We start from the raw sequence: 23,277 nt of genomic DNA on the forward strand, positions 1-23,277 counted from the left end.
AATATTGTTTTTCCTGACTTCACATACTATGTTTCGGGATGAGCTTATCCCGCAAACCATACTGGGAGGTCGAGGAATATGCCAAATCAAGGCGGTAGTTCTTTCATGAACAAAGGCTTCAAAGCAAACACAGGAAATCAGTTCAAAGCGGAATTTGCACAAGACGATACGGTAGGCGTTGTTTCTCAAAAGGTGAAGCAGTCTGAACAAAATAAAATTCAAGACAACTTCCAAACACCAAATGAGAAGTATGACGAAGAATTTGCAACAGATCAAGGCGGTACAAGTGCAGTAGCGCAAAAAGTTCAAAACTCCAGTCGCAGCAAAATTCAAAGCAATGCACAAACACCGAACGAAAAGTTCGACGAGAACTTTAACACAAAATAAAAAGCATACTCAACACGAAATGCTCCGGATTGAATTCCGGGGCATTTCGTGTTGAGTAAAAGTGGCTAGATACAATAGGTCTGAGGTTTTATCTCCTTTTTAATTTTTTTTAAGGTGGAATTAAGGTTTAAAGTGCAAAATAAAGTCAGCTAAACAACACCACCTTGAAGCATAGGGTTTGGGAGGAGATATACAATGGACGAATTTAAAAATAATAATTCCGGGCGCCGGAACGACAATGATCAGGTTGATAACGATAAAACAACTCGGCCAAACGATTCAAATGGTTCCTCATATTACTATTCCTATGGCCCTTTCTCCTCAGTGCAGTCGGACGGACAACGCAGGGAAGGGCAGTCGGTGGAGGACGTTGAGATTACGCCACCGCAGGCAGTGAGACCGCTTCCTTCCTCTTATCAACGTGCTATGCCTGAGCAACAGGATGGTTCTGATCGGAATAGCGGCAACTGGCAATTTAAACCGAATAAGCCCAAATCGCAGGTAAAAACGATTTTGTTATCTTTTTTAGCCGGAATGCTGGTCATTACGGTATTGATGTATACAGCTGACCGAACCAATATGTTCACACCGGAGACAGCGTTGACTTCGGCGGCAGCTGAAAGCGGAGAAACGACGAATTCGGGAACCACTAACTCGTCTCCAAGCGCAGTTCCGGCTGTTATGCCTTCAGGTACGGCTGATGTTCAATCTGTTGTAGCCAAGGCTGGCCCGGCAGTCGTCAAAATTGAAACACTTGCCAAGCAATCTAGTGCTGGAAGCGGCAGACAAAGCAGCCCTTATTACAATGACCCGCTGTATCAATACTTTTTCGGTAACCAGTATGGGGATAGTGGCAGCAGCGGCAACAGTAATGAAAATGAAGGCAGCAACAGTGGACAGCTGACTCCGCTGGGTATTGGTTCCGGTTTTATTTTTGATAAATCGGGTTACGTCCTGACTAACAACCATGTTGTGGAAGGCGCGAGTGTGGTACAGGTTACAGTAGAGGGAACCAACAAGCCTTACGAAGCCAAAGTCTTGGGCAAAAATGCAGATCTAGATTTGGCAGTTCTTAAAATTGAAGGCAAAAATAACTTCCCGACCGTAACCTTGGGAGACTCCGATAACGCTAAAGTCGGCGAGTGGATGGTTGCAATCGGTAACCCAGAAGGCTTTGAGCATTCGGTAACAGCCGGTGTGCTAAGTGCGAAAGAACGTACCATCACCATTAATAGTGAGTCAACTGGAAAACCGACACAATACAAGCATCTCATTCAGACGGATGCCTCCATTAATCCTGGTAACTCTGGCGGACCGTTGTTAAATCTGCAAGGGCAGGTTATCGGTATGAACGTAGCTGTTAGTGCAGATGCACAGGGGATCGGGTTTGCAATTCCGTCCAATACGATTTTGGAAGTCGTCGATAAGCTGAAAAATAACCAGCCTATTCCAAAAGAACCTGTACCTTTCATTGGTGCAAGTCTGTTGAACTTGAGCCCTGAAGTAGCCAAGGAATTGGGTACATCTCTGACCGAAGGCTCGGTTGTTCGGGATATTATATACAAATCACCAGCTTATCAGGCCGATCTACGTCCTTATGATGTAATTATCGGAGCTAATGGCACGCCTTATAGCACATCACAGGAGTTAATTCAATTCATTCAAAAACAAAAAGTGGGTACAGCACTTACGCTTAACATCGAACGAGCCGGGCAGAAAAAAGATATTCAGCTAAAAATAGGCAACAAAAATGACTTTAGCTCGACTCTTCAGCAGTAAGAGAATAACTCTAGAATTGAACATGAACGTAAGAAACGGAAGGAAAACGACCCTTCCGTTTCTTGCTGCATGGGGTGCAAGATGCTACACGCGTTTACTCCTGCTACAATAGAGGGAAAAGAAGAAGAGATAAAGGAGTTTGATCGTGTATGCGCTCTACTATTCTGATTATTGATGATGATGAAAAAATTGTATCCATGCTGCGCAGAGGGCTGGCTTTTGAAGGATATGAAGTGCTGACAGCCGCCAATGGAGCAGAGGGATTAAATAAAATGCTAACAGCTGAGCCTGATTTGGTCGTGCTCGATGTAATGATGCCGCAGGTCGATGGTTTTGAGGTTTGCCGTCGTATGCGGGAGGGAGGAAGCACGGTACCTGTCCTGATGCTTACAGCTAAGGATGAGGTGGAGAACCGGGTGAAGGGTCTGGACCTGGGGGCTGATGATTATCTCGTGAAGCCGTTTGCTCTGGAGGAGCTGCTGGCACGCGTACGAGCGCTTTTGCGGCGTAAAACTGAACAGCAGGACAATAATGGGAATCGGCTTACCTTCGAGGATTTACAACTGGATAACGAATCACGTGAAGTAGTTCGTGGTGGCAAACGCTTGGAACTGACGGCCAAAGAATTTGAACTACTCCATCTGTTCATGCAAAACCCAAAACGCGTTCTGTCGCGTGATCTGATTATGGATAAAATTTGGGGCTATGACTATAGCGGAGAATCGAATGTGCTGGAAGTATATATTGCCATGTTGCGACAAAAAACGGAGCAGGATGGTGGCAAACGGCTTATTCGTACCATTCGGGGAGCTGGCTATATTTTAAGAGGTGATGTGTAATATGTCTATTCGGTGGCGGCTGACAGCTTGGTATTCGAGCATCTTGGCTATAGTGCTTGTCATTTTTGGTCTGGCTATTTACGGACTAGTATATTACTACACATATAATGAAGTGAAAAGTCAGCTTATGACTCAGGCGCCACAGATTAACAAGCAATTACGCCTTATTATAAAAGGAGGATTGTTTGAGGTCCCTAATCTGGATTTGGGATTGGAGCAGGGGCGTGGAATAGATGACTCACAGCTCTATGTTCAAATTTACAATTATACGTCCGGTGTAACCAAAACGACCCAAAATATGAAAGACCTCAGTATCACCTTCCCTGTTCCGTCTACAGCGGCAGGAGCAGTTCAAAATGAAGGAATTCGGCGTGTGAACGTAAATGGTGATTCCTTTATGATTATTCAACAGCCGATCAAATCCGAGGAGTTGGGCTTGGTGGTCGGGCTGCTACAGGTAGGGCAATTCACGGGCTCTCAGGACCGACTTATGAACAGGTTACAAAATGTGCTTGTGTACGGTTCACTATTTGCCTTACTCGCTGCTGCGACCTCTGGCCTCTTCCTGGCTCGTAAATCTATGAAGCCGCTGGTTAAGGTCATTGAGGGGGCCAATCAGATTCAATCGAGTAATGATTTGAGTGTTCGGATTGAATATGACGGACCACCAGATGAAATTGGACAATTGATCGGGACGGTTAACAACATGCTGGGGCGTACAGAAGTGTTCTACAAGGAACTTGAAGATGCATATGGTGCGCAGCGCCGGTTTGTGGCCGATGCTTCCCATGAACTGCGCACACCCTTGACGACGATTCGTGGCAACGTTGATTTTCTGCTCAAAATGTGGACTACCGAACCGGACGAGCGACCGAATATGGATGAAGCCATGATTCGCGAGCTTTCCATGGAGGCGCTGAATGACATGGCGGATGAAGGCAAGCGAATGAGTCGCTTGGTGAGCGATATGTTGTCACTCGCAAGAGCGGACACGGGGAAAACATTCGATAAAATGCCTGTTGCGCTGGAGCCGCTCGTAAACGAGGTTGCTCGTCGTGCTCAGTTTTTGGAGCGAACGGCCGAATGGAATGTGGGCGACTTTTCGTTGTTGAATGGTATTTATATGGACGGAAGCAAAGATTATTTGCAGCAAATGCTATTCATATTCATTGATAATGCTTTTAAATATACACCTGAAGGCACAGTCCGATTTGATGCGATTGTTTATCAGGGACAGGTGGGGCTACGGATCAGTGATACAGGTATTGGTATGGACAAAAGTGAGGTTCCCTTTATTTTTGACCGGTTTTACCGGGCAGATGAGTCACGCGGCGTGACAGAGGGAATTGGCTTGGGATTATCTATTGCCAAGTGGATTATTGATGAACATCAGGGGTCTGTGGAAGTGGTTACGCGCCAAGGAGAAGGAACGACCTTTGTCATTTGGCTTCCAGTCAGCTTTTCCGCGCCTTTGGAATAGGCTATAATAGGAGGGGAACTACATCATAGAATTGGCCGGTAGAGGCATAAAAGCCCACAGCTGTCCAGTTATTGGGGCTGTATACTGTGTCGAAGAAAGTGGGGGCTATTTTTGGAGGTACTCAGAATTTCGCCCCGGGGTTACTGCTACGGCGTAGTCGATGCCATGGTATTGGCTCGTCAGGCAGCCAGAAATTTGGACTTACCCCGGCCTATTTATATACTAGGCATGATTGTTCATAACAGTCATGTCACCAATTCCTTCGAAGACGAAGGGATCATTACATTGGACGGACCGAACCGCATGGAGATTTTAAGCCAGGTAGAGAGTGGTACTGTCATTTTCACTGCTCATGGCGTATCACCAGAGGTTCGCAAGCTGGCACGAGATAAAGGATTGACTACGGTTGACGCAACCTGCCCTGACGTCACGAAGACACATGATCTGATTCGGGAGAAGTCTGCCGAAGGCTATCAGATTATTTATATTGGCAAAAAGAATCATCCAGAGCCAGAGGGAGCTATCGGTATTGCTCCTGACCATGTTCATCTGATTGAAAAGGAAGAAGAGATTGACAGTCTTACACTGTCAGCAGACAAAATCCTCATTACGAATCAGACGACCATGAGTCAATGGGACATCAAGCACATAATGAAAAAGCTTCTAGAAAAGTACCCAGGTGCCGAGATACACAATGAAATCTGTTTGGCGACACAGGTACGTCAGGAAGCGGTAGCTGAGCAGGCAGGACAGGCGGATCTGGTAATCGTGGTCGGTGACCCGCGAAGCAACAATTCCAACCGATTGGCTCAGGTGTCAGAGGAAATAGCTGGTACTACGGCTTATCGTATTTCTGATTTAACCGAGCTGAAGAGGGAGTGGCTTAAGGGCGTAGCCAAAGTAGCTGTGACCTCCGGGGCTTCAACACCTACACTGATTACCAAAGAGGTCATTACGTATTTGGAACAGTATGATGCGGATAACTCGGAAACATGGGAGATTCGGAGAACCATTGATATGAAAAAACTGCTGCCTCCTGTACGAGAAAAGTCAAAAACGACGAAATAGTATGTCATTGATTACAGCCGTTATTCGGATACAAACATCCGGGTAGCGGCTTTTTTCAAATTGTTTAAGTACCGATATTATTCAATTAGATCAGCTTCACTAAGTCAAAAAATAGAACTATTAGGGATAATTAAGCCTTGACGAGGCAAGTTAAAACAGGTATAGTTGCTTTAACGAATAAAAGCTTAAAAGCGAACAAGCGTCTAAGTGTCATAACATTATTCTATGTGGATAATAAAATATGGTTTATAGAGAGGAAGAAAAAAATGATCGTTATCGCTGGTGTTCAAACACCTGAAGAACATATTGAAGCTATTGTTGAAGTGATTGAAAAAGAAGGATTGCAGGCTCATGTATCCCGAGGATCGGATCGTACGATTATCGGACTGATTGGTAGCGTAGAGCCGAAGCTGGCAGAACATCTACGCCAAATGAAGGGTGTAGAAAATGTAGTTAAAATTTCGAAGTCCTACAAATTGGCCAGCCGTGATTTTCATCCGGAAAATACGGTGATCTCCATCAAAGGTGTAAATATCGGCGGCGGCGAGCTTGTCGTTATGGGGGGACCATGTGCTGTTGAGTCTGCTGCACAGATCGATGAAATTGCCGGATTGGTCAAAGCTGCAGGCGCGCAAGTCCTTCGTGGAGGTGCCTTTAAGCCGCGTACAGGGCCATACAGCTTCCAAGGAACGGGTGTAGAAGGTTTAATCATGATGGCTGAGGCGGGGCAGAAGCACGATCTCTTGACCATCACAGAGGTCATGACACCTGAATACGTAGACATCTGCGCGGAATACGCCGATATTCTGCAAGTAGGTACACGTAATATGCAAAACTTTGATTTGCTGCGCAAGCTGGGTACTTGCGGCAAGCCAGTATTGCTCAAGCGAGGTTTCAGCTCGACTTATGACGAGTTTTTGAATGCTGCTGAGTACATCTTGGCAGGCGGCAACCCGAACGTTATGTTGTGTGAGCGCGGTATCCGTACATTCGAAACCTACACTAGAAATACGCTCGACTTGTCCGCGATCCCTGTTTTGCAACAGTTGAGCCATTTGCCGGTCATTTCCGATCCTAGCCATGGCACAGGTAGACGTGAACTGGTTGTTCCTATGACGAAGGCTTCGGTAGCAGCGGGAGCGGATGGTTTAATTATTGAAATGCATACAGACCCTGACAACTCGATGACGGGTGATGGTGTACAGTCCCTATTCCCGGATCAATTTGCAGATTTACTAAAAGATTTGGAATTGTTGGCTCCTGCAATTGGAAAAAAATTCCACACACCTAGTGCTGTATCTTAAAACTAATTATTAACATTAATGCATAAAAGTTTTGCCGCAATGCAGTAAATAAGAGTAAAATCACCTAAAAGCCCGATGTTTCGGGCTTTTTGTATTGTTCAAATGTTATCAAGGGCGTAAGCATATCTAACATTAGTTTAAAAAATACCTTACATAGCTATTGACCCGTGTCATGTTTGAGATTTATAATGACGACAGAAAAAAACATTCGATCATGAACATTTCAGGGTTGTATAAGACTTAATGTTCGGAAAAATTGGGAGGAAGAAGACATGTCCGTTGAAAACGTATTGAAAACAATTCAGGAAAATAATATTGAGTGGGTAGATTTTCGTTTTGTAGATTTGTCTGGTCGTGCTCACCATATTTCATTGCCAGCTTCCGAAGTAGATGAAGAAACATTTGTTAACGGTGTTGCTTTCGACGGTTCTTCCATTCCCGGCTATCGTGGCATTGAGGAATCCGACATGGTTATGCTGCCCGATCCAGAAGCGGTTTTTATCGACCCTTTCACTCAGCATCCTACACTGAATATCCTGTGTGATATTGCTACGCCAGACGGCGAAAAATATGACCGTGATCCTCGTGGTATTGCCAAAAAAGCTGAGGAATTTCTGCAATCCGCAGGAGTGGGTACAGCGGCATTCTTTGCACCTGAATCTGAATTTTTCATCTTTGATGATGTTCGCTACGAAAGTGGCATGAACAGCTCCTCCTTCTTCGTAGATTCCGAGGAAGCAGCTTGGAACACGAACCGTAAGGAAGAAGGCGGCAACCTGGCCTTTAAAGTGGGTGTGAAGGGCGGCTATGTACCTGTAGCACCAGTAGACACCCAACAAGACATTCGTAGTGAAATGTGCCGTTTGCTTGAAGAAGCAGGTCTGAGAATTGAGCGCCATCACCATGAGGTGGCTACGGCAGGCCAAGCGGAAATCAACTTCCGTTTTGATACACTTAAGAAAACAGCAGACAACCTGCTCGTTTATAAATACATTGTACACAACACAGCGCGTCAATATGGTAAAGTGGCAACATTCATGCCGAAACCGATTTTCGGGGACAACGGAAGCGGTATGCACGTTCACCAATCTATTTTCGATGGCGACACTCCTTTGTTCTACGAAAAAGGTGGTTATGCTAATCTGAGCGAGATGGCTCTTCATTACATTGGCGGTATTCTGTACCATGCACCTGCGTTGATCGCTTTGACCAACCCAAGCACCAACTCGTTCAAACGTCTCGTTCCTGGCTACGAAGCGCCGGTTAACCTGGTATTCTCCAAAGGTAACCGTTCTGCGGCTGTACGTATTCCAGTAGCGGCTGTAACGCCTAAAGGCTGTCGAATCGAGTTCCGTACACCAGACTCCACAGCTAACCCATACCTTGCTTTCTCAGCAATGCTGATGGCGGGTCTGGATGGCATCAAGCGCAAACTGAACCCAGTCGAATTGGGCTATGGTCCACTCGACACTAACATCTATGAGCTGTCTGACGCTGAAAAAGGCAAAATCCGCAGTGTACCTGGTACACTAGATGAAGCTCTGGACGCTCTGGAAGCCGATTACGAATTCCTGACTGAAGGCGGCGTATTTACGAAGGACTTTATCGATAACTATGTAGAGTTCAAACGTTCTGAAGCTAAATCAGTGAACATCCGTGTTCATCCACATGAATACAGCTTGTATTTTGACTGCTAATACTACATTGATAGCATAGCAGATTTGAATAACACTCATTAGCCTGCGGGGAATAGTTGTTGTTCAAGATAGGTCTCCGGTCTTATGCCGGAGACCTTTTACCATTATGATAAATATTACAAAATGAAGATGTTAAATATATTAACATTCACAGCTTTGTCACATCATAAAGTAAATCGGAAACATTTTTATACAAGTATTGAACGCATTTATGAATACTGCTATCATAGCGATAATATCCACACCAGAGTAGAGAAGGGATGGGAAATTGTTGAGTAAGAGAGCCTACAATTTTAATGCAGGACCGGCGGCATTGCCGCTCAAAGTACTGGAACGTGTACAAGCTGAATTCGTAGATTTCCAAGGGACAGGGATGTCCATCATGGAAATGTCTCACCGTGGAGCCGTGTATGAATCTGTCCATAATGAAGCGCAGGAACGTCTGCTATCTCTGCTGGGCAATCCACAAGGCTACAAGGTGTTGTTCTTGCAAGGGGGCGCAAGCACGCAGTTTGCCATGTTGCCTTTAAATTTCTTAGGCGAAGGACAGATCGGAAGCTATGTAATGACAGGCAGCTGGTCGGACAAGGCATATAAAGAAGCTAAGCTATTGGGCAAGGCTCACATTGCCGCCTCCTCCGCTGATGAGAAATTCATGCGTCTTCCGAATGTGGATTCCTTGGACTTGCCTGAGAATACTGCATATGTGCATATGACGTCCAATGAGACGATTGAAGGTACACAATTTAAGCAATTCCCGGATACGGGTTCCGTACCGCTGATTGTGGACATGTCCAGTGATATTTTTTGCAAGCCTTTTGATGTTACTCAATTTGGATTGATTTATGCTGGTGCGCAAAAAAATCTGGGACCTTCTGGTGTAACGGTCGTGGTTGCCCGTGAAGAGCTACTGGCTTCCTCACCAGGCAATATTCCTACGATGCTGCGTTACAGTACTTATGAAAAGAATAACTCTCTCTACAATACTCCCCCGTCCTTTGCCATATACATGGTGAATGAAGTGCTCAAATGGATCCAGGAGGAAGGCGGTTTAGAAGGCATCGAGCGTGTGAATCAGCAGAAAGCTGATCTGCTATACGACCGTATTGACAGAAGCGAAGGCTTCTATCGTGGTTGTGTGGACAGCGCTGATCGTTCTATTATGAACGTAACCTTCCGCCTTGCGAATGAGGATCTGGAAAAACAATTTATTAAAGAATCCGAACAAGCGGGTTTCATCGGATTGAAGGGGCATCGCAGTGTAGGAGGGCTTCGCGCCTCAATCTACAATGCGGTTCCACTGGAGAACTGTCAAGCATTAGCCGAGTTTATGGATGGATTTAAGCAACGTAACAGTTGATTATACAGACATATATTTCGATACACGATATTTGATATCGAAAAAGTAAAAATAAAGCCTTCCCTGAATGTGTATAGGGGAAGGCTTTTAGTGGTGTAGGGAAATTGATATTTTTTTGTCGTTTGATGTCTATATCCCTCTGATTTTGTTAAAATGAAGAAAGTGTATGTTTTCAGTATACACATTTTAGTTAGACTTTAGGTTATTTGTCTAATGAATTTAATAATGAAAGGAACGAAAAACTGATGCCATTACATATTGTGCTTGTCGAGCCGGAAATTCCAGCTAACACAGGGAATATTGCCAGAACGTGTGCAGCAACCGGAACTCATCTGCATCTGGTTAGGCCACTGGGCTTCCGTACCGATGATGCTACGTTAAAACGGGCTGGGCTTGATTATTGGTATGCTGTTCATATTGAGTATCACGATTCTTTTGCTGAAGTACAAGAGAAATATCAAGAAGGTCGCTTTTTTTATGCGACGACAAAGGCAAAACAGCAGTATAGTGATATTGAATTTCAGGATGGAGACTTTTTGGTGTTTGGTAAAGAAACGAAAGGTTTGCCTCCTGAACTGTTAGCTGCTAATCCTGATACATGTATCAAGATGCCTATGTCAGATAAAGTAAGATCTCTAAACTTGTCGAATTCCGCTGCGATTATCGTATATGAAGCGCTGAGACAATTGGATTTTCCAGGTTTATCGTAACGAACATCAATCGATCAAGTATAAATGCGAATAAAGAACCAGGACCTTAGTTGCTGATAAAAGTTGCACTATTATTGCTCGAAAGTACATGACAGTAGAGCTTAAATAAAGGATATATGGTCATAAATTTGCGGAAATTCTTTGTGAAGGCTAATGATAATTGGCTTTCCGGTCGATAAAAATATTATAGACATTCTGTACCATACTTTGATATGGTTCATGATTTTATGAAAAAATGTAATAAAATTTCCTGTGATCAGCAGGATTCGACAAAAAGACAGCGAATACTACATAAAGAATAGTGTCTTTGTACCTAGTTTTTCGCCTGGAAAGAAAATTGCAAGCTAATACTCAATAGGAGAGGTGTACGATCACGATGAAACCTGCCGGTGTGGTACGTAAAGTTGATCAGTTGGGGAGAATAGTTCTGCCTAAGTCATTGCGTAAAAGATATCAAATGAATGAGGGAGATCCTGTCGAAATTTTGGTTCAGGGCGACCATATTATTTTGGAGCGTTATCGTCCAAAATGTGTATTCTGCGGCTCAATAGAACAAGTGAACGATTTCAAAGAACGTTATATTTGTGCTCAATGCCTGACAGAAATGACACAGTACTCCTCCTAAATGAGGCAAAAGCATCACGACATTCGTTCGTGATGCTTTTTTTCGGATAGAGCTATGCCTGAACAGCATATATTTAATTGGATGGTAAACTACACTACACCTAACTATTTATAGAACAAAAAATGAGTAGGGACTGGACGCAAATTACCATCTGACGGTTTGTTTACGATTCGGCCGTTTAGTATAAGGGACGATGAACCGCCGCCGTCCAAATTATAAGCATCTTGAACACCCAGATTGAACATCTTCCCTTGGAGTTCTTCGAGCGTTGCACCTGAACCCCCGCTTTCATTGTAGCCGTCTACGACAATAATGAGCAACTGATCATCTTTATAGTTGCCAATGACCGTACGTGGAGCCCGCTTGGGAGAGACTTTCCATTTGTCAGGAATAGGCACTTTTTGTCCCCTTTGCAACAGAACGGGAACAAAGGTAGCTCCAAAGGCAGGTTTCAAGCTGTCAAGAGCACTTTGATTGTAAAATTTGCCCCCAATAAGCTTGCCATCGTTACTCAATCCGACGAATGACAAGTCCTTAAAACTCGACTGAAAGCCAGTAAGGTAGCGGCCGTTCAAGACAGTAGTGCTTAATGGATAGCGTTTGCCATCTCCATCGGCAAAGCCGCCTGCGTTGATGCCTGCAATGGCTCCGTGTCTCAAGACTGCACGCATGGTCGTTTCTGAGCCACCCAATTTGTCATTTCCCAAAGACATTTTCATTGCCGTAGGATCTTTAAGTTTGACTTTCATAGCATATCCGTGATAAATTCCCGGGTTTACTTTAAACAATTCAATGGTAATCCGGTTGCTATCTACCTGGTAATAGGGCACCCCCAGTTTGGCAGTGATGCGCCGATTATAGATAACCGCGGGTCGCTTGGACTGCGCAGAGGCAGTCACGACAAGCTGATTCATCGTTTGGGTCGTTTGTTTGTAGAGCTCAGACGTCCGGCGAATCGTAGATAAGGTATACGTTGCCGTTTGCTTGGCTTCATCAAGCTGCTTGCCTACTGATTGCGTTTGTAAAGTAATTTCGGCTTTTTGCAGACTCGGAGATGTAGATTCAGGAAAGCTCAAAGGGGGATGCACTAACAAAATACACCCTAACAAACCGATAAAAGGAGCAAGGGCCAACATAAAGAACCGGTTTACTAGCTTTGCATCTACATTCATTTTAGCAAGTCCATTTTTTTCTGAAGTGTATTGAGCTGCTGCTTGACTTCATTTAATTGAGTATACAGTTTATTGCTATTATCGGTCTTGTTATTGGCATTATCCTTTGTAAAGGTCAGCAGTTCGTTGAAGGACTGAACCTTGCCCTGCAATCCGCTAACTTCCTTGGAAAGTGCAGTCAATTGCTTTTCATAGTCGGATTTGAGTACTTGAATTTGTTGGTCTGTATGGGTTTGCATTTCGTTTAGCATTTGCTGCTTTAAGTGATTGCTATACAAATAGGTTGCGAGAGCACCTAGTATAATAAGAATGAACCAAAATAGCAGAAAAGTCTTTACGGGCAACCCCTTTCTTGAATTGCTCCGCCGGGCTTCGGCAGGAGGACGTTCAGGTGAAGCTTGCATGTGATTTTCAACTCCCGTGTAAATTCAAATTTCCAGTCTTTATTTGCAGTACCAATTCTATCATGGGCCTATTTATTTCGCAAAAGCGAAATAGTCATATAAAAATATTGGAAAAAGAGATTGCATCGGAAGGAAGTCCTAGGATACAATTTCCTTAAATCGTTTTCGCTTCCTATACGTTCACATTTACGCAATTTCTACATAAGCACTCTCTAGTTTTGTGATTACTTTCGCTAAATATGTATTTTTTTGTAAATCAGGAGGTTTAGATATGAGAAAAGTATGGCAGGTGGTCATCATAGATATCCATCCTACAAGTATGCTGGGAACAAAGCTTATTTTGGAAGACCAGCAGGATTTGCTTGTGAGAGGGATGTCTTCCTCCGGCACAGAAGGCCTGGAGCTGGTTTGCTCCATTCGCCCGGAAATTATTTTAATGGACTATAGGTTGCCTGAGGGAACGGCGGAACCGTTTTTGACACAAATGCGGGTCTTGTCTCCGGACAGCCATATTGTTATTATGACGGATGAGGACAATATTACGTTGTTCCAGCAGTTAATCTCGCTTGGCGCAAATGGAATGCTATCCAAGCAGGCATCACCGAGCCAGTTAATTCACCTGATCAACGGTTTGCGCGAAGGATTTGCTTCATTACCAATGGATTGGATTCGTTGTGGAAACTGGCCATTTATGCCGTTAATGGCTTCTGAGCCTTTTGACGAATTGACGCAAACCGAAGTTTTTATTATGGAACGTATTGTACAAGGAATTACATATGACAAAATTGCTATCGAGATCGAAGTTAGCCGGCGCTCCATTGATAATTATTTACGTAAAATTTATGCGAAATTAGGTGTGTCCAGCCGGGCGCAGGCGATTGAACGTTATGCCTTATATGCGCGTCAGATGAAGCAGTTATATGCTTGACGCGTCAGCCCGGAGATCATGACTATTTTTCAGGAGAAGGAGGATGTTCATGCAATATTCCTTTGCTTCACGAACGGCTGCGATGTTGGCTTCTCCAGTGCGTCATATCCGGGAAAATGCGAGAAGACATTCCTTTATATCTTTGGCTGAAGAATTGCCTGCACAAGAGCTGTTTCCGGTGAAACTGTTAGAAGAAGCAGCTCATGATGTGTTTGGCTCCGGCCCTGACGCCCTCCAGTATGGTGAACCGGAGGGCTATTTTCCGTTGCGGGCATGGCTTGCGGGAGAGTGGGAGCAGCGTAAAGGAGTAAGAGTACCGCCAGGTCAAATTCTTCTCACCACAGGCAGCCAGCAGGCCATTGACTTGATCGTAAGGCTGATGGTGGATGAACGTGATCCGGTATTGGTCGAGAACCCGACATCCCCTGGATGTTTACAGGTACTATCTATGCAAGGGGCGCAGGTCGTTCCTGTAGAATCGGATGGGGAGGGCGTTATTCCCGATAAGCTTGAAGCTTTAATGATCCGTTATCGCCCCAAGCTTTTTTTTGCTACGCCAACGTTTACGAATCCGACAGGCGCCTTATGGAGCGCGGCTAGACGGCAGGAAATTTTGGACCTCTGTAGGCGTCATGAGGTGTTGGTCGTTGAGGACGATTCTTACGGTGAATTGCATTTTAAGCAAAAACACGAAACCCATGATAAGAGTCCACATGCCCAGAGCCGAAAGTTTGCAGAGGCTTACCCCTCACTATTCGCACTGGATCATGCGGGTCAGGGCGGTCAAGTGCTATATATCGGTTCATTTAATAAAACAGTTGCCCCTGCACTGCGAACTGGCTGGGCGGCTGGTCCTGCGCCGCTGATCGAAGGGATGTACGCCTTGAAGCAGCTGGCTGACGTGCAATCCAGTACGATGAACCAACGGCTGCTGTTCCAATTGCTGACCAATTCGCGTTTTCAATGGCATGAGCACTTGGCAATGTTGAACAAGGAATATTCAACTCGGCTCCAATTACTCTTAGAGCTGCTGAAGCGTCCGTTTTGGAAAGACGTGACGTATCATATTCCATCTGGTGGGATGTATGTGTGGGTGAAATTGCCCGCTGGGCTGGACAGCGCCTTGCTGCTCAAAGCGGCGTTACCCAAGGGCGTAGCCTTTATGCCAGGTGCGTTGTGTGCGGTTGGCGATGAAGGTGCGGCCCATATTCGCCTTAACTTTAGCCACCCAGGCCGGGAACAACTGCTTATGGGTATGAATTTAATCGGTGAGACGATCGGTGAATTTACTGCGCGAAGCTAGTAATAATCACTATCCGGGGTCAGTCATCCTCTGCCGTCATTCCAGGCGCCGCTTCAATGCCCTGTTGCTGCAGTACTTCTGCATACTCGCTCAGAGCGGCTTCACCGAACGGAGTCAGCCGATAACGCCCGCGGGCTACACGTTCAAACCAACCGTAGTAGTTGCGCTGGAGTACGGCAGCAGCGTCGCTGACGGCTGCTGTGCGGGCGAGCTGCGCCGGGGCGGCTTCCCCCAAACCCTGTAAAGCAGCGGCTACGCGCAGCGCTTTTTCCCGGTAGGCGGTGACCAGCTTGCGCCGGGTGCTCCCGCCGACATTGTGGTCACCGCTGCGTGCGTGAAATTCCCGCAGCAGCTTTTCCTTGCGCGAGCCGCGGCGAACGGTAGTCGTTTTGTAAACATCATCACTAGATGCGACGGGCTTACACAGCACCTCAACGAGCGGAGGCTTTGTTTTAAAATGCGTGACGGTGAGCAAGCCAAGACCCAACTGGCGGCACAGTCCGACCAGCTCATTCCAGCGTTGATTCACCGCCCCTTTTTTGGCACGATTCCGTTCTACGGCCACATATACATTGCTGCTTAGCTTCAAGCGCTGCATGCCTTGCAGTACCAGCGCCAGGTTAAACGTCTTTTTTATTTCCACAATTAGAGGCGCTTGCTGCCCTGGCTTGATCCCCATCAAATCGCAGTTGCGCACTTCTCCTTTGACTTCATATCCCAAATTTTCAAAAAAGGCTTTGACCGGAGCGTACAGCTCCGTCTCATGCCGAACCGCCATGGATTCTCCCGCTCCTTTATCCCATTATTCCGAGCTTATATTGTACCATAATGCGTCAGGTCCGCGTCGTTGTTGTCTATTTTAGCATAGTGAATCCCTTTGTTTTTGGAAAAAGCCTAGAGACCTGTCACAAAAAAATAGGTCAATTCTGAAATCAATCTGCATAGGTATGTATTACACTTTTTTTAAGAGGATCGCATTATATCCTGAAAGGCGTGACGAGTGTAGCCATAATCATCAAGAGTGGAGGATAGTCATTACGCAGTCATGGGAGGAACCGAGCATGAATATTTTTGACCGCCTTGCGGAGTACCGAGCGGAGAACAACCGCTTGGCCTGGAACGGCACTTTTAGAGAGTATATCGAGATACTCAAGAAAGACCCGACACCGGCGATGACCGCTCATGCACGGGTTTACAAAATGATTGAATCTTTTGGTGTAGAAGAGGTTGGGGGACATAAGCGATATAAATTTTTTGAGCAGGAGATTTTTGGACTGGATCGTGCACTGGAGAAGTTGGTGGAGGAGTACTTCCATTCCTCAGCCAGGCGGCTCGATGTCCGCAAGCGTATCCTTCTTTTAATGGGACCTGTTAGCGGAGGGAAATCAACACTGGTCACTTTGCTAAAGCGTGGTCTGGAGAAGTTTTCGAGAACAGATCAGGGAGCCGTGTATGCCATAGAAGGCTGCCCTATGCACGAAGATCCCCTTCATCTTATTCCTCATGAGTTGCGTCCCGAATTCGAAAAAGAACTGGGTGTGCGCATTGAAGGTAATTTGTGCCCATCCTGCCAAATGAGATTACGTACGGAATTTGATGGTGATATTGAGAAGGTTCGCGTGGAGCGGGTATTTATATCGGAAGAAAACCGGATCGGCATAGGTACGTTCAGTCCTTCTGATCCGAAGTCGCAGGATATTGCCGATTTGACAGGCAGCATCGACTTTTCCACCATTACAGAGTATGGTTCGGAATCGGATCCACGCGCCTATCGATTTGACGGAGAGCTGAATAAAGCGAATCGCGGACTGATGGAATTTCAGGAAATGCTGAAGTGCGATGAGAAATTTTTGTGGAATTTACTGTCTCTGACCCAGGAAGGAAATTTCAAGGCCGGACGGTTTGCGCTCATCAGTGCAGATGAATTGATCGTAGCTCACACCAATGAATCGGAGTATAAAAGCTTTATTGCGAATAAAAAGAACGAGGCGTTGCAATCGCGGATGATTGTAATGCCAATTCCCTATAATCTGAAAGTTTCCGAGGAAGAAAAGATTTATGCCAAGCTCATTGAGCAAAGTGACATGCGTCATATTCACATCGCTCCTCATGCGCTGCGAACGGCTGCCATTTTCTCTGTACTCACCCGGTTGAAAGAAACCAAGAAGCAGGGGATGGATCTGGTTAAAAAGATGCGCATGTATGATGGTGAGGAGGTCGAAGGCTATAAGGAGGCCGATCTGAAGGAGATGCAACATGAGTTTCTGGAAGAAGGCATGTCCGGTGTAGACCCAAGGTACGTCATTAATCGTATTTCCAGTGCGCTGATTAAGCAAAATGTGGAGTCCATCAATGCTCTGGATATTTTACGAGCCATTAAGGATGGTTTAGACCAGCACGCTTCTATCACAAAGGAAGAGCGGGAGCGGTATTTGAATTTCATTTCCGTGGCTCGTAAGGAATATGATGAATTGGCGAAAAAAGAAGTACAAAAGGCCTTTGTGTACTCTTTCGAAGAATCAGCCAAGACGCTGTTTGATAACTATTTGGATAACATCGAGGCTTTTTGCAATTGGGCGAAAATCCGCGATCCGCTCACAGATGAGGAGCTCGACCCGGATGAGCGGCTTATGCGCTCCATCGAGGAGCAAATCGGGGTGTCGGAAAATGCGAAAAAGGCATTCCGTGAGGAAATATTAATCCGTATTTCTGCCTATTCCCGCAAGGGGCGAAAGTTTGAGTATCATCATCATGATCGGCTGCGAGAAGCCATTGAAAAGAAGCTGTTCGCCGATTTGAAGGATATTGTGAAGATCACAACTTCAACCAAAACGCCTGATGCTAATCAGCTCAAACGGATGAATGAGGTGATTAAGCGGCTGATTGAGGAGCATGGCTACACTGGAGCCAGCGCCAACGATCTATTGAGGTATGTAGGCAGCCTCCTGAATCGGTAAGGGGAAATAAACAATTGTGTAATGAGGCTATGGATTGAAATGGATGGTGAAGAGAATCCGGCAGGCACAGAGCGTTTGAGGTGCTGACGGGTTCTTTTTTTGTATGAATAGAGAGTTGGATTTATATGTTTTTCTGAAATTAATATGTAAACAATCACAATCAATCTTCTGCTTTTTTAACATTTTCTAAAAAGTTGCCGATAAATATGGTAATGTAAAATCTATGTAAACTATTATTTGGAGGAACTTATGATTCATGTCGCTGAGAGTAGATTAAAACAGATACAATACATTGGTATTACTGATGGCGATTTGGCTTTATTGCATCATTATCAGGGGCTATTCCAATCTATTGTAAATGAGGTAGTGGATCGTTTTTATGAGCATGTAGAAAAGGTTCCCCATCTCATGTCGATTATCTCTAAATGGTCGAATATTGATCGACTAAAGCAAACACAACGTGAATACTGGCTTTCTCTCGCAGATGGGAAAATAGATGATCAGTTTATCGAGCACCGCCTTTTTGTGGGGCAGGTACATTCCCGGATTGGATTATCTTCCGATTATTATTTGGGTACGTACATTGCTTATCTGGATATTGCAGTAGACATTTTAAAGCGTTCGGGGATAGAGGATTGGTATTCTATTGTGCACGCTCTTTCCAAAATGTTCAATCTGGATTCCCAACTTGTGCTGGAAGCTTATCAGGAAAAGGAAAAGGAACAAGTTAACGAGCTCGCCGATGAACAAACGCAGATGCTGACTGTGGTGTCCCGAATTGCACAAAATTTGACGGGGATGATTGCCGAACTTAGGGAAAATACCGATAATATCGCGGAGAGTGCCTGCAACACTGCTTCTTCACAGGAACATACAGAGGAACTGGTACTGCAATTGAGCGATGAGATTAAGCATATTGAACAGATGAGCAGTACCATTCGAGAATTGTCCGATCAGACTCATTTGCTGGGACTGAATGCGGCAATTGAGGCAGCCCATGCACAAGAAGCAGGGCGTGGATTTCAAGTGGTGGCGCAGGAAGTGCGAAAGCTGGCATCTAATTCAAAGCAAGCACAGGAGCAAATTCAGCGCAAGGTGCTGGATATTGCCCGTATGCTTGACAGTGTGCAATCCGAAACCGCTGCCACAACAGCCAGTGCCCGGCAACAGGCCTCCAGCTCCGAAGAATTGGCTTCATTCACAAAGCTGATTGAAAACATGGTGAAGGAATTGGAAATGTTGCAGCAATCCTCGGAATTGCTGGAGGTGTGAGATGTAGCTTGAGCAGTATATCCTGGGGAATTGGAAGTTTTCGGGGCGTTAGCTGGCTGGATACTGGCAAAGCGACGATCTTCCTGTTGGCAGTCCAGTCAACACAACAGAGGCAACAGAGGAAGTGCATATTCCTATGAAAGAATGACCGAATTTTTGAAACAAGGAATTAGAGGAAGCTTTTTTTCCATTCCATATGAGCCGCAAGTACTCTTTTCCATAACTCGTCCCGTTCCTGGTGGCTGTAGTTAACGAGCGGCTCACCAAATACATCAGCCAATACTTCCAGCCACTGCGATTTCTTATCCAGCTCTATTTTTTCCAAACCGTTTAGCCCGCGTTTTTTCCACATACATCCTCTGAGTTCATTCGCTTCTAATGCTTGCCTTTGCCGAATTAGAAACAGGTTAAACCATGGAGATTCCACGGAGCGGCTATAGAAATGATGTTTCGGCTTAAATTCTTCCAAATCCTGAACAACCGTAGGGGCAAAATCAACGCCAACAAATGAAGCGAGCGGGTCATGTTCTAAACGCCAACCTTTAGTAACAACTTCAGATTCCATAACTTTATAACGAAGAGGGGATTGTTCATAAGTCCCCATAAGGAGTGGAAGAGGCTCATATGGCATATCGCCCAGTCCGACATCTACAATCCATACTTCATCTTCTTGCTGCTCATTTAGCAAGTTCACTGTTAGTCCAAGATGAAATGAATTAATGCGTGGCTCAGCTCCTAAAGGTTGTACCCCAGCATGATGCAAAGAAACTTTGTACCCTAGCGAATGTAGCAGCGCACTAAAGGCACCATTCAGATGAAAACAATAACCACTTCTCCCATGTAGAATGAGCTGAACGGATTCTTGAAAACCAATGGCAGCCGGCTTTCTTGCAAAAATGTCCAACGTTTGCCATGAAAGATTTTTTACATGTGCCTTATGCAACTCCACTAAATAGGATGGGGTAGGAGGCTGAACTTCGGAAATTCCAATTCTGTTCAAATAAGCCTTTATTTCTTCTTTTGTCATGGTGTACATGTGCAGTCACCTCTATTGTTAGTTTGCCAAATTCTCTTCTCGAAACAAATGAGCATTGAGTCTTAGCATCATTGTAAAAGGGGTACGTGCTGTGTACAATGCTATAAATTTATGGCTGTACCGGTACAATCATCAAATCAATTCGTTTAGTAACATGTCGATTTCCCGTAGATGGCTGTCAGAACACAAAAAAACAGACCTGATGATCGGGTCTGTTTTTTTTCTTATTTTCAAGCTAACTAATTATAGCAGTGATCTAAGTTCACGTCGGTATTTGTTCAAATGCACGAACGATGGAATGACTCGCTTGGCAGAACGGAAGCCACCTATTCTAAGGTTGCGGACCACATGATAGGGAGAGATCAATAGCGTATGAAGCAGATGCAGATCCTGAGTACTCAACGGTCGATATCGTTGATAAAAGTCTATCGCGCGCAGCATCTTTGTCGCGTTCCAAAGACAATTCCGATGAAGAAGATGGGAGAGATCTTTCATCCTTACGTGTAGGGAACAATTTTCAAAGTCAATCAAATGGATTTTGAGCTGCCTGTCTTTGACCAGATTGGGATAGTTATAGTCACCGTGTATTAATGCAGCTGCTTTTTGCTCCTGCTGGATTGCAGCTCGAACTTTGGGCTGCTGTAGACGATATAACACTTCTTCACAAAGAGCTAGGAGATGTGCTGTGCCTTTGTAAGGACTGAGACGTTTTTTATATTCAGCTATTTCATCGCTCAAGCCTTCATAACGGATTCTGGAAGGCGGCGCTTCCGTGACAGGAAAGCCTACGGCACTGGTGTGGAATTTGGCTAAAGTAGAAATTCCCTTTTTGAAGTCTATTCTTTTTGTAAATTCCGGTCTGGGTCCATGAACCCAATTAGTTAGTGTATACGAAACACCTTCATAGGTCATGTAGGCTGTTTGCTGTACGGTTGGATAGACCTTTTGGCTACGTGTAAACCCGCGTTCATCCAGGTAGGACAAGACACGTGTAATAAAACGAATCTCTTCTTCCGGAAATTTGTAGGGTTTTAAGCAATAAGTTGTATTAGCGGTTTCAATCTTGTGAATGTCCTTCATTTGACGGCTACGCTGAATTTTGATTCCGTACATTTGCTCAACGTTCGATAAAATCGACATTTTGCTCCTCACTTTCTTTTATACACGGGCCCATTCCTGCAAAATATGGATGATTTGTAATCGAAGAGGCCACGACTGATCCCAGTTGTCTAGGATTTCGCGGTCTCTTGAACGATTCGGATGTCGAGAAGCATGCCAAGCTTCTCGTGGCAGTTTATATAAAGCTGTAACAATCTTCCGCTCAGTTCGGCTGAGTGGTTTGCGTTTTTGATATCCCCTTAACAAGGATTGCACAAATTCAGGATTGAATTGAGTTGTATTCATAAGAGCCTTTGCCAAATCAGCATAGACGGAGCCAATCTTAGCCCGATCCCAATCAATGATTTTGAGATGACCGTCGTCTGAAATAATGACATTCGGGGTGGTGATATCACTGTGTATCAAGGAGGGATGCCGGCGTTCCGTTCGAAGTAGTCTTATAATGGATGCGTCCTGCAAATCCTTCCATGCACGTCTGGATAAACGTATACAGTCCTTGCCATGAGTGTTGTACCAGTTGCGATACTCTTTATCCTTGCGGCTGATTTTTGTCATTTTTTTTTGGAAAAGACGGTCTTGCTTTTTCCATATCCGCAATTGTTGAATGGTCGAAGGGGAATTTCCTTTCTCCATCCGATGTAAGCCGGTGGATGTAGCGTGAAGTGTGGCAAGGGCTAACCCTAGTTTTTCGAAATCTTCAGCGGTTTCCAGTCCCCGTCCTTTGATCCATTGACTTACATAAAATGGCGTTCCTTGATGTAGTGTCCATAGCTTGCCGGAATGAGTAGGGAGCCATGTGGGCATGTAGTTATACTTTCTCTTTTTCAAAAGCCTTATATAGCTCGCAGCTCGTTCCATCTGTTGAATCGTATTGGAACGAGCCATCTTTGAACGACTAAAGGGCTTTAATGCATAAGTTCCCTTTTTCGTTTTTACTTGGATTACTGCATTTTTTCGGTACAGTGATGAGACTAAGCTTGATTTTAAGGGGATCAGGCCGAAACGACGGGTGATTTCGCGAATCTGTGCTTTTGTATAGGATTTCGCCATAAGAACCTCACTTGACTTTTAATTGAAGAAAAAGGTAATCCTCTGTTAGTTATCAGTCTATTCATGAGGAAATAATAGGTGCAGTTTTATGGAGCTATTCTCTTACTTTTCCTGTTCACATTCGTCAAAAAAACGGAGCAGCGAAAGTTCGCTGCTCCGTTTTAATTTGCTCTGTATTACGCAAGCCTGATTATGAATGATTGATCAGTTATCGTTGTCATCTTCTTCGTCTGTATCCACGATCGCTCCAGACGATGCATGGATTTCAAGCTCGACAGTTCCTTCGTTGGTGAGTACCTTGACCTCATAGATGAACTGTCCGTCTTCCTTATCTAATTTAGAAGACAGAAGGGTACTCCCAGGCACATGCTTAAGTGCAATTTGTCCAGCCTGCTTTTCAGTTAGAGTGACGTGGTTGGGCTTGTAAAAGGAAGACTCGTCATTCGAGTCATGATCAAGCTCAGAATGGGAACGGATAGTTTTCCCGGTATAAGCATCAACATCTATATCCCAATCTTTATCTCCTTGCTGAAGATCCACTTCATAGTATACCTTTCCGTTCTTGCGCTCCAGTTCGACATCCTCAACTTGCGCATCATTTCCCACAGCCTTCTTGGCAATATTAGCAGCAGCAGTCGCTCCAATTAATCCCGTAGGTTTAGCAGCCCATACGGCATTTGCCGAGACACCTGTAACCGTAACTCCAAGCAGAACCGTGGCTGCTATTATTCCTAATGTATAGTTTTTTTCATTACCTAATTCCTCCTTGAACTGTATGCTTGAATAC

21 protein-coding genes are annotated in these 23,277 nt (G+C 44.9%); 14 read left to right on the forward strand and 7 right to left on the reverse strand.

What is annotated here, in order from left to right:
* Window positions 1-78: 78 nt before the first annotated feature.
* The 10 genes from MMB75_RS08600 (at window position 79) to MMB75_RS08645 (ending at window position 11,249) form a co-directional block, all read left to right on the forward strand.
* A complete protein-coding gene (locus MMB75_RS08600; RefSeq protein ID WP_016820509.1) occupies window positions 79-387 on the forward strand; it encodes a hypothetical protein in 309 nt (102 codons plus the stop codon).
* Between the two features lie 195 nt (window positions 388-582).
* On the forward strand, window positions 583-2,166 hold the full coding sequence (locus MMB75_RS08605) for a S1C family serine protease (protein ID WP_016820508.1): 1,584 nt from the start codon (window positions 583-585) through the stop codon (window positions 2,164-2,166).
* 149 nt (window positions 2,167-2,315) lie between these two features.
* The gene (locus tag MMB75_RS08610; RefSeq protein WP_016820507.1) at window positions 2,316-3,005 is read left to right on the forward strand and encodes a response regulator transcription factor; all 690 of its coding nucleotides are present in this window, start codon (window positions 2,316-2,318) and stop codon (window positions 3,003-3,005) included.
* Between the two features lies 1 nt (window position 3,006).
* Window positions 3,007-4,485, forward strand: a complete 1,479-nt coding sequence (locus MMB75_RS08615) for a sensor histidine kinase (protein WP_016820506.1) — start codon at window positions 3,007-3,009, stop codon at window positions 4,483-4,485.
* A gap of 111 nt (window positions 4,486-4,596) precedes the next feature.
* Window positions 4,597-5,553 (forward strand): 4-hydroxy-3-methylbut-2-enyl diphosphate reductase, encoded by a 957-nt coding sequence (locus tag MMB75_RS08620; RefSeq protein ID WP_016820505.1) that lies wholly within the window; start codon window positions 4,597-4,599, stop codon window positions 5,551-5,553.
* Window positions 5,554-5,819: 266 nt separating this feature from the next.
* Window positions 5,820-6,857: a 3-deoxy-7-phosphoheptulonate synthase gene (aroF, locus tag MMB75_RS08625; RefSeq protein ID WP_045243970.1), complete on the forward strand. Its 1,038-nt coding sequence runs from the start codon at window positions 5,820-5,822 to the stop codon at window positions 6,855-6,857.
* A 272-nt stretch (window positions 6,858-7,129) separates the two neighbouring features.
* Window positions 7,130-8,554: a type I glutamate--ammonia ligase gene (gene glnA, locus MMB75_RS08630; RefSeq protein ID WP_016820503.1), complete on the forward strand. Its 1,425-nt coding sequence runs from the start codon at window positions 7,130-7,132 to the stop codon at window positions 8,552-8,554.
* Between the two features lie 268 nt (window positions 8,555-8,822).
* Complete coding sequence (serC, locus tag MMB75_RS08635; RefSeq protein ID WP_016820502.1) at window positions 8,823-9,914, forward strand: 3-phosphoserine/phosphohydroxythreonine transaminase; 1,092 nt, start codon at window positions 8,823-8,825, stop codon at window positions 9,912-9,914.
* Between the two features lie 245 nt (window positions 9,915-10,159).
* Window positions 10,160-10,624 carry a tRNA (uridine(34)/cytosine(34)/5-carboxymethylaminomethyluridine(34)-2'-O)-methyltransferase TrmL gene (trmL, locus tag MMB75_RS08640; RefSeq protein WP_016820501.1) on the forward strand — a complete coding sequence of 155 codons (465 nt, stop codon included), beginning with the start codon at window positions 10,160-10,162 and terminating at the stop codon, window positions 10,622-10,624.
* A gap of 376 nt (window positions 10,625-11,000) precedes the next feature.
* Window positions 11,001-11,249: an AbrB/MazE/SpoVT family DNA-binding domain-containing protein gene (locus tag MMB75_RS08645; protein WP_014599574.1), complete on the forward strand. Its 249-nt coding sequence runs from the start codon at window positions 11,001-11,003 to the stop codon at window positions 11,247-11,249.
* Window positions 11,250-11,353: 104 nt separating this feature from the next.
* Here MMB75_RS08645 and MMB75_RS08650 read toward each other — a convergent pair whose 3' ends face one another.
* A complete protein-coding gene (locus tag MMB75_RS08650) occupies window positions 11,354-12,421 on the reverse strand; it encodes a phosphodiester glycosidase family protein (RefSeq protein ID WP_016820500.1) in 1,068 nt (355 codons plus the stop codon).
* On the reverse strand, window positions 12,418-12,825 hold the full coding sequence (locus MMB75_RS08655) for a hypothetical protein (RefSeq protein ID WP_017426660.1): 408 nt from the start codon (window positions 12,823-12,825) through the stop codon (window positions 12,418-12,420). Before MMB75_RS08655 ends, MMB75_RS08650 begins: the two co-directional genes overlap by 4 nt.
* A 271-nt stretch (window positions 12,826-13,096) precedes the next feature.
* On the opposite strand from MMB75_RS08655, the gene MMB75_RS08660 reads away from it, so the two are divergent.
* Together MMB75_RS08660 and MMB75_RS08665 are read left to right on the forward strand one after the other, a co-directional pair.
* Entirely contained in the window at window positions 13,097-13,753 is a 657-nt protein-coding gene (locus MMB75_RS08660) for a response regulator transcription factor (RefSeq protein WP_016820498.1), read from the forward strand.
* 49 nt (window positions 13,754-13,802) lie between these two features.
* On the forward strand, window positions 13,803-15,056 hold the full coding sequence (locus MMB75_RS08665; protein WP_016820497.1) for an aminotransferase-like domain-containing protein: 1,254 nt from the start codon (window positions 13,803-13,805) through the stop codon (window positions 15,054-15,056).
* Between the two features lie 19 nt (window positions 15,057-15,075).
* On the opposite strand, the gene MMB75_RS08670 is transcribed toward MMB75_RS08665, so the two are convergent.
* Complete coding sequence (locus MMB75_RS08670) at window positions 15,076-15,834, reverse strand: DUF2161 domain-containing phosphodiesterase (RefSeq protein WP_107733919.1); 759 nt, start codon at window positions 15,832-15,834, stop codon at window positions 15,076-15,078.
* Between the two features lie 283 nt (window positions 15,835-16,117).
* Here MMB75_RS08670 and MMB75_RS08675 point away from each other — a divergent pair, with 283 nt between their 5' ends.
* Window positions 16,118-18,013 carry a PrkA family serine protein kinase gene (locus tag MMB75_RS08675; protein WP_013370145.1) on the forward strand — a complete coding sequence of 632 codons (1,896 nt, stop codon included), beginning with the start codon at window positions 16,118-16,120 and terminating at the stop codon, window positions 18,011-18,013.
* 249 nt (window positions 18,014-18,262) lie between these two features.
* Window positions 18,263-19,285, forward strand: a complete 1,023-nt coding sequence (locus MMB75_RS08680) for a globin-coupled sensor protein (protein ID WP_277507562.1) — start codon at window positions 18,263-18,265, stop codon at window positions 19,283-19,285.
* 169 nt (window positions 19,286-19,454) lie between these two features.
* Here the strand turns inward: MMB75_RS08680 and MMB75_RS08685 are convergent, their stop codons facing one another.
* From MMB75_RS08685 to MMB75_RS08700, 4 genes are all read right to left on the reverse strand, one after another.
* A complete protein-coding gene (locus MMB75_RS08685; RefSeq protein WP_277507563.1) occupies window positions 19,455-20,321 on the reverse strand; it encodes an arylamine N-acetyltransferase family protein in 867 nt (288 codons plus the stop codon).
* A gap of 243 nt (window positions 20,322-20,564) precedes the next feature.
* Complete coding sequence (locus MMB75_RS08690) at window positions 20,565-21,461, reverse strand: phosphotransferase (RefSeq protein WP_016820493.1); 897 nt, start codon at window positions 21,459-21,461, stop codon at window positions 20,565-20,567.
* An 18-nt stretch (window positions 21,462-21,479) separates the two neighbouring features.
* The gene (locus tag MMB75_RS08695) at window positions 21,480-22,490 is read right to left on the reverse strand and encodes an aminoglycoside phosphotransferase family protein (protein WP_019686778.1); all 1,011 of its coding nucleotides are present in this window, start codon (window positions 22,488-22,490) and stop codon (window positions 21,480-21,482) included.
* A gap of 204 nt (window positions 22,491-22,694) precedes the next feature.
* The gene (locus tag MMB75_RS08700) at window positions 22,695-23,216 is read right to left on the reverse strand and encodes a PepSY domain-containing protein (RefSeq protein ID WP_346842753.1); all 522 of its coding nucleotides are present in this window, start codon (window positions 23,214-23,216) and stop codon (window positions 22,695-22,697) included.
* Window positions 23,217-23,277: the final 61 nt, after the last annotated feature.

It is taken from the genome of Paenibacillus sp. P2(2022) (assembly GCF_029522175.1).
Taxonomy (GTDB): Bacteria; Bacillota; Bacilli; order Paenibacillales; family Paenibacillaceae; genus Paenibacillus; species Paenibacillus polymyxa.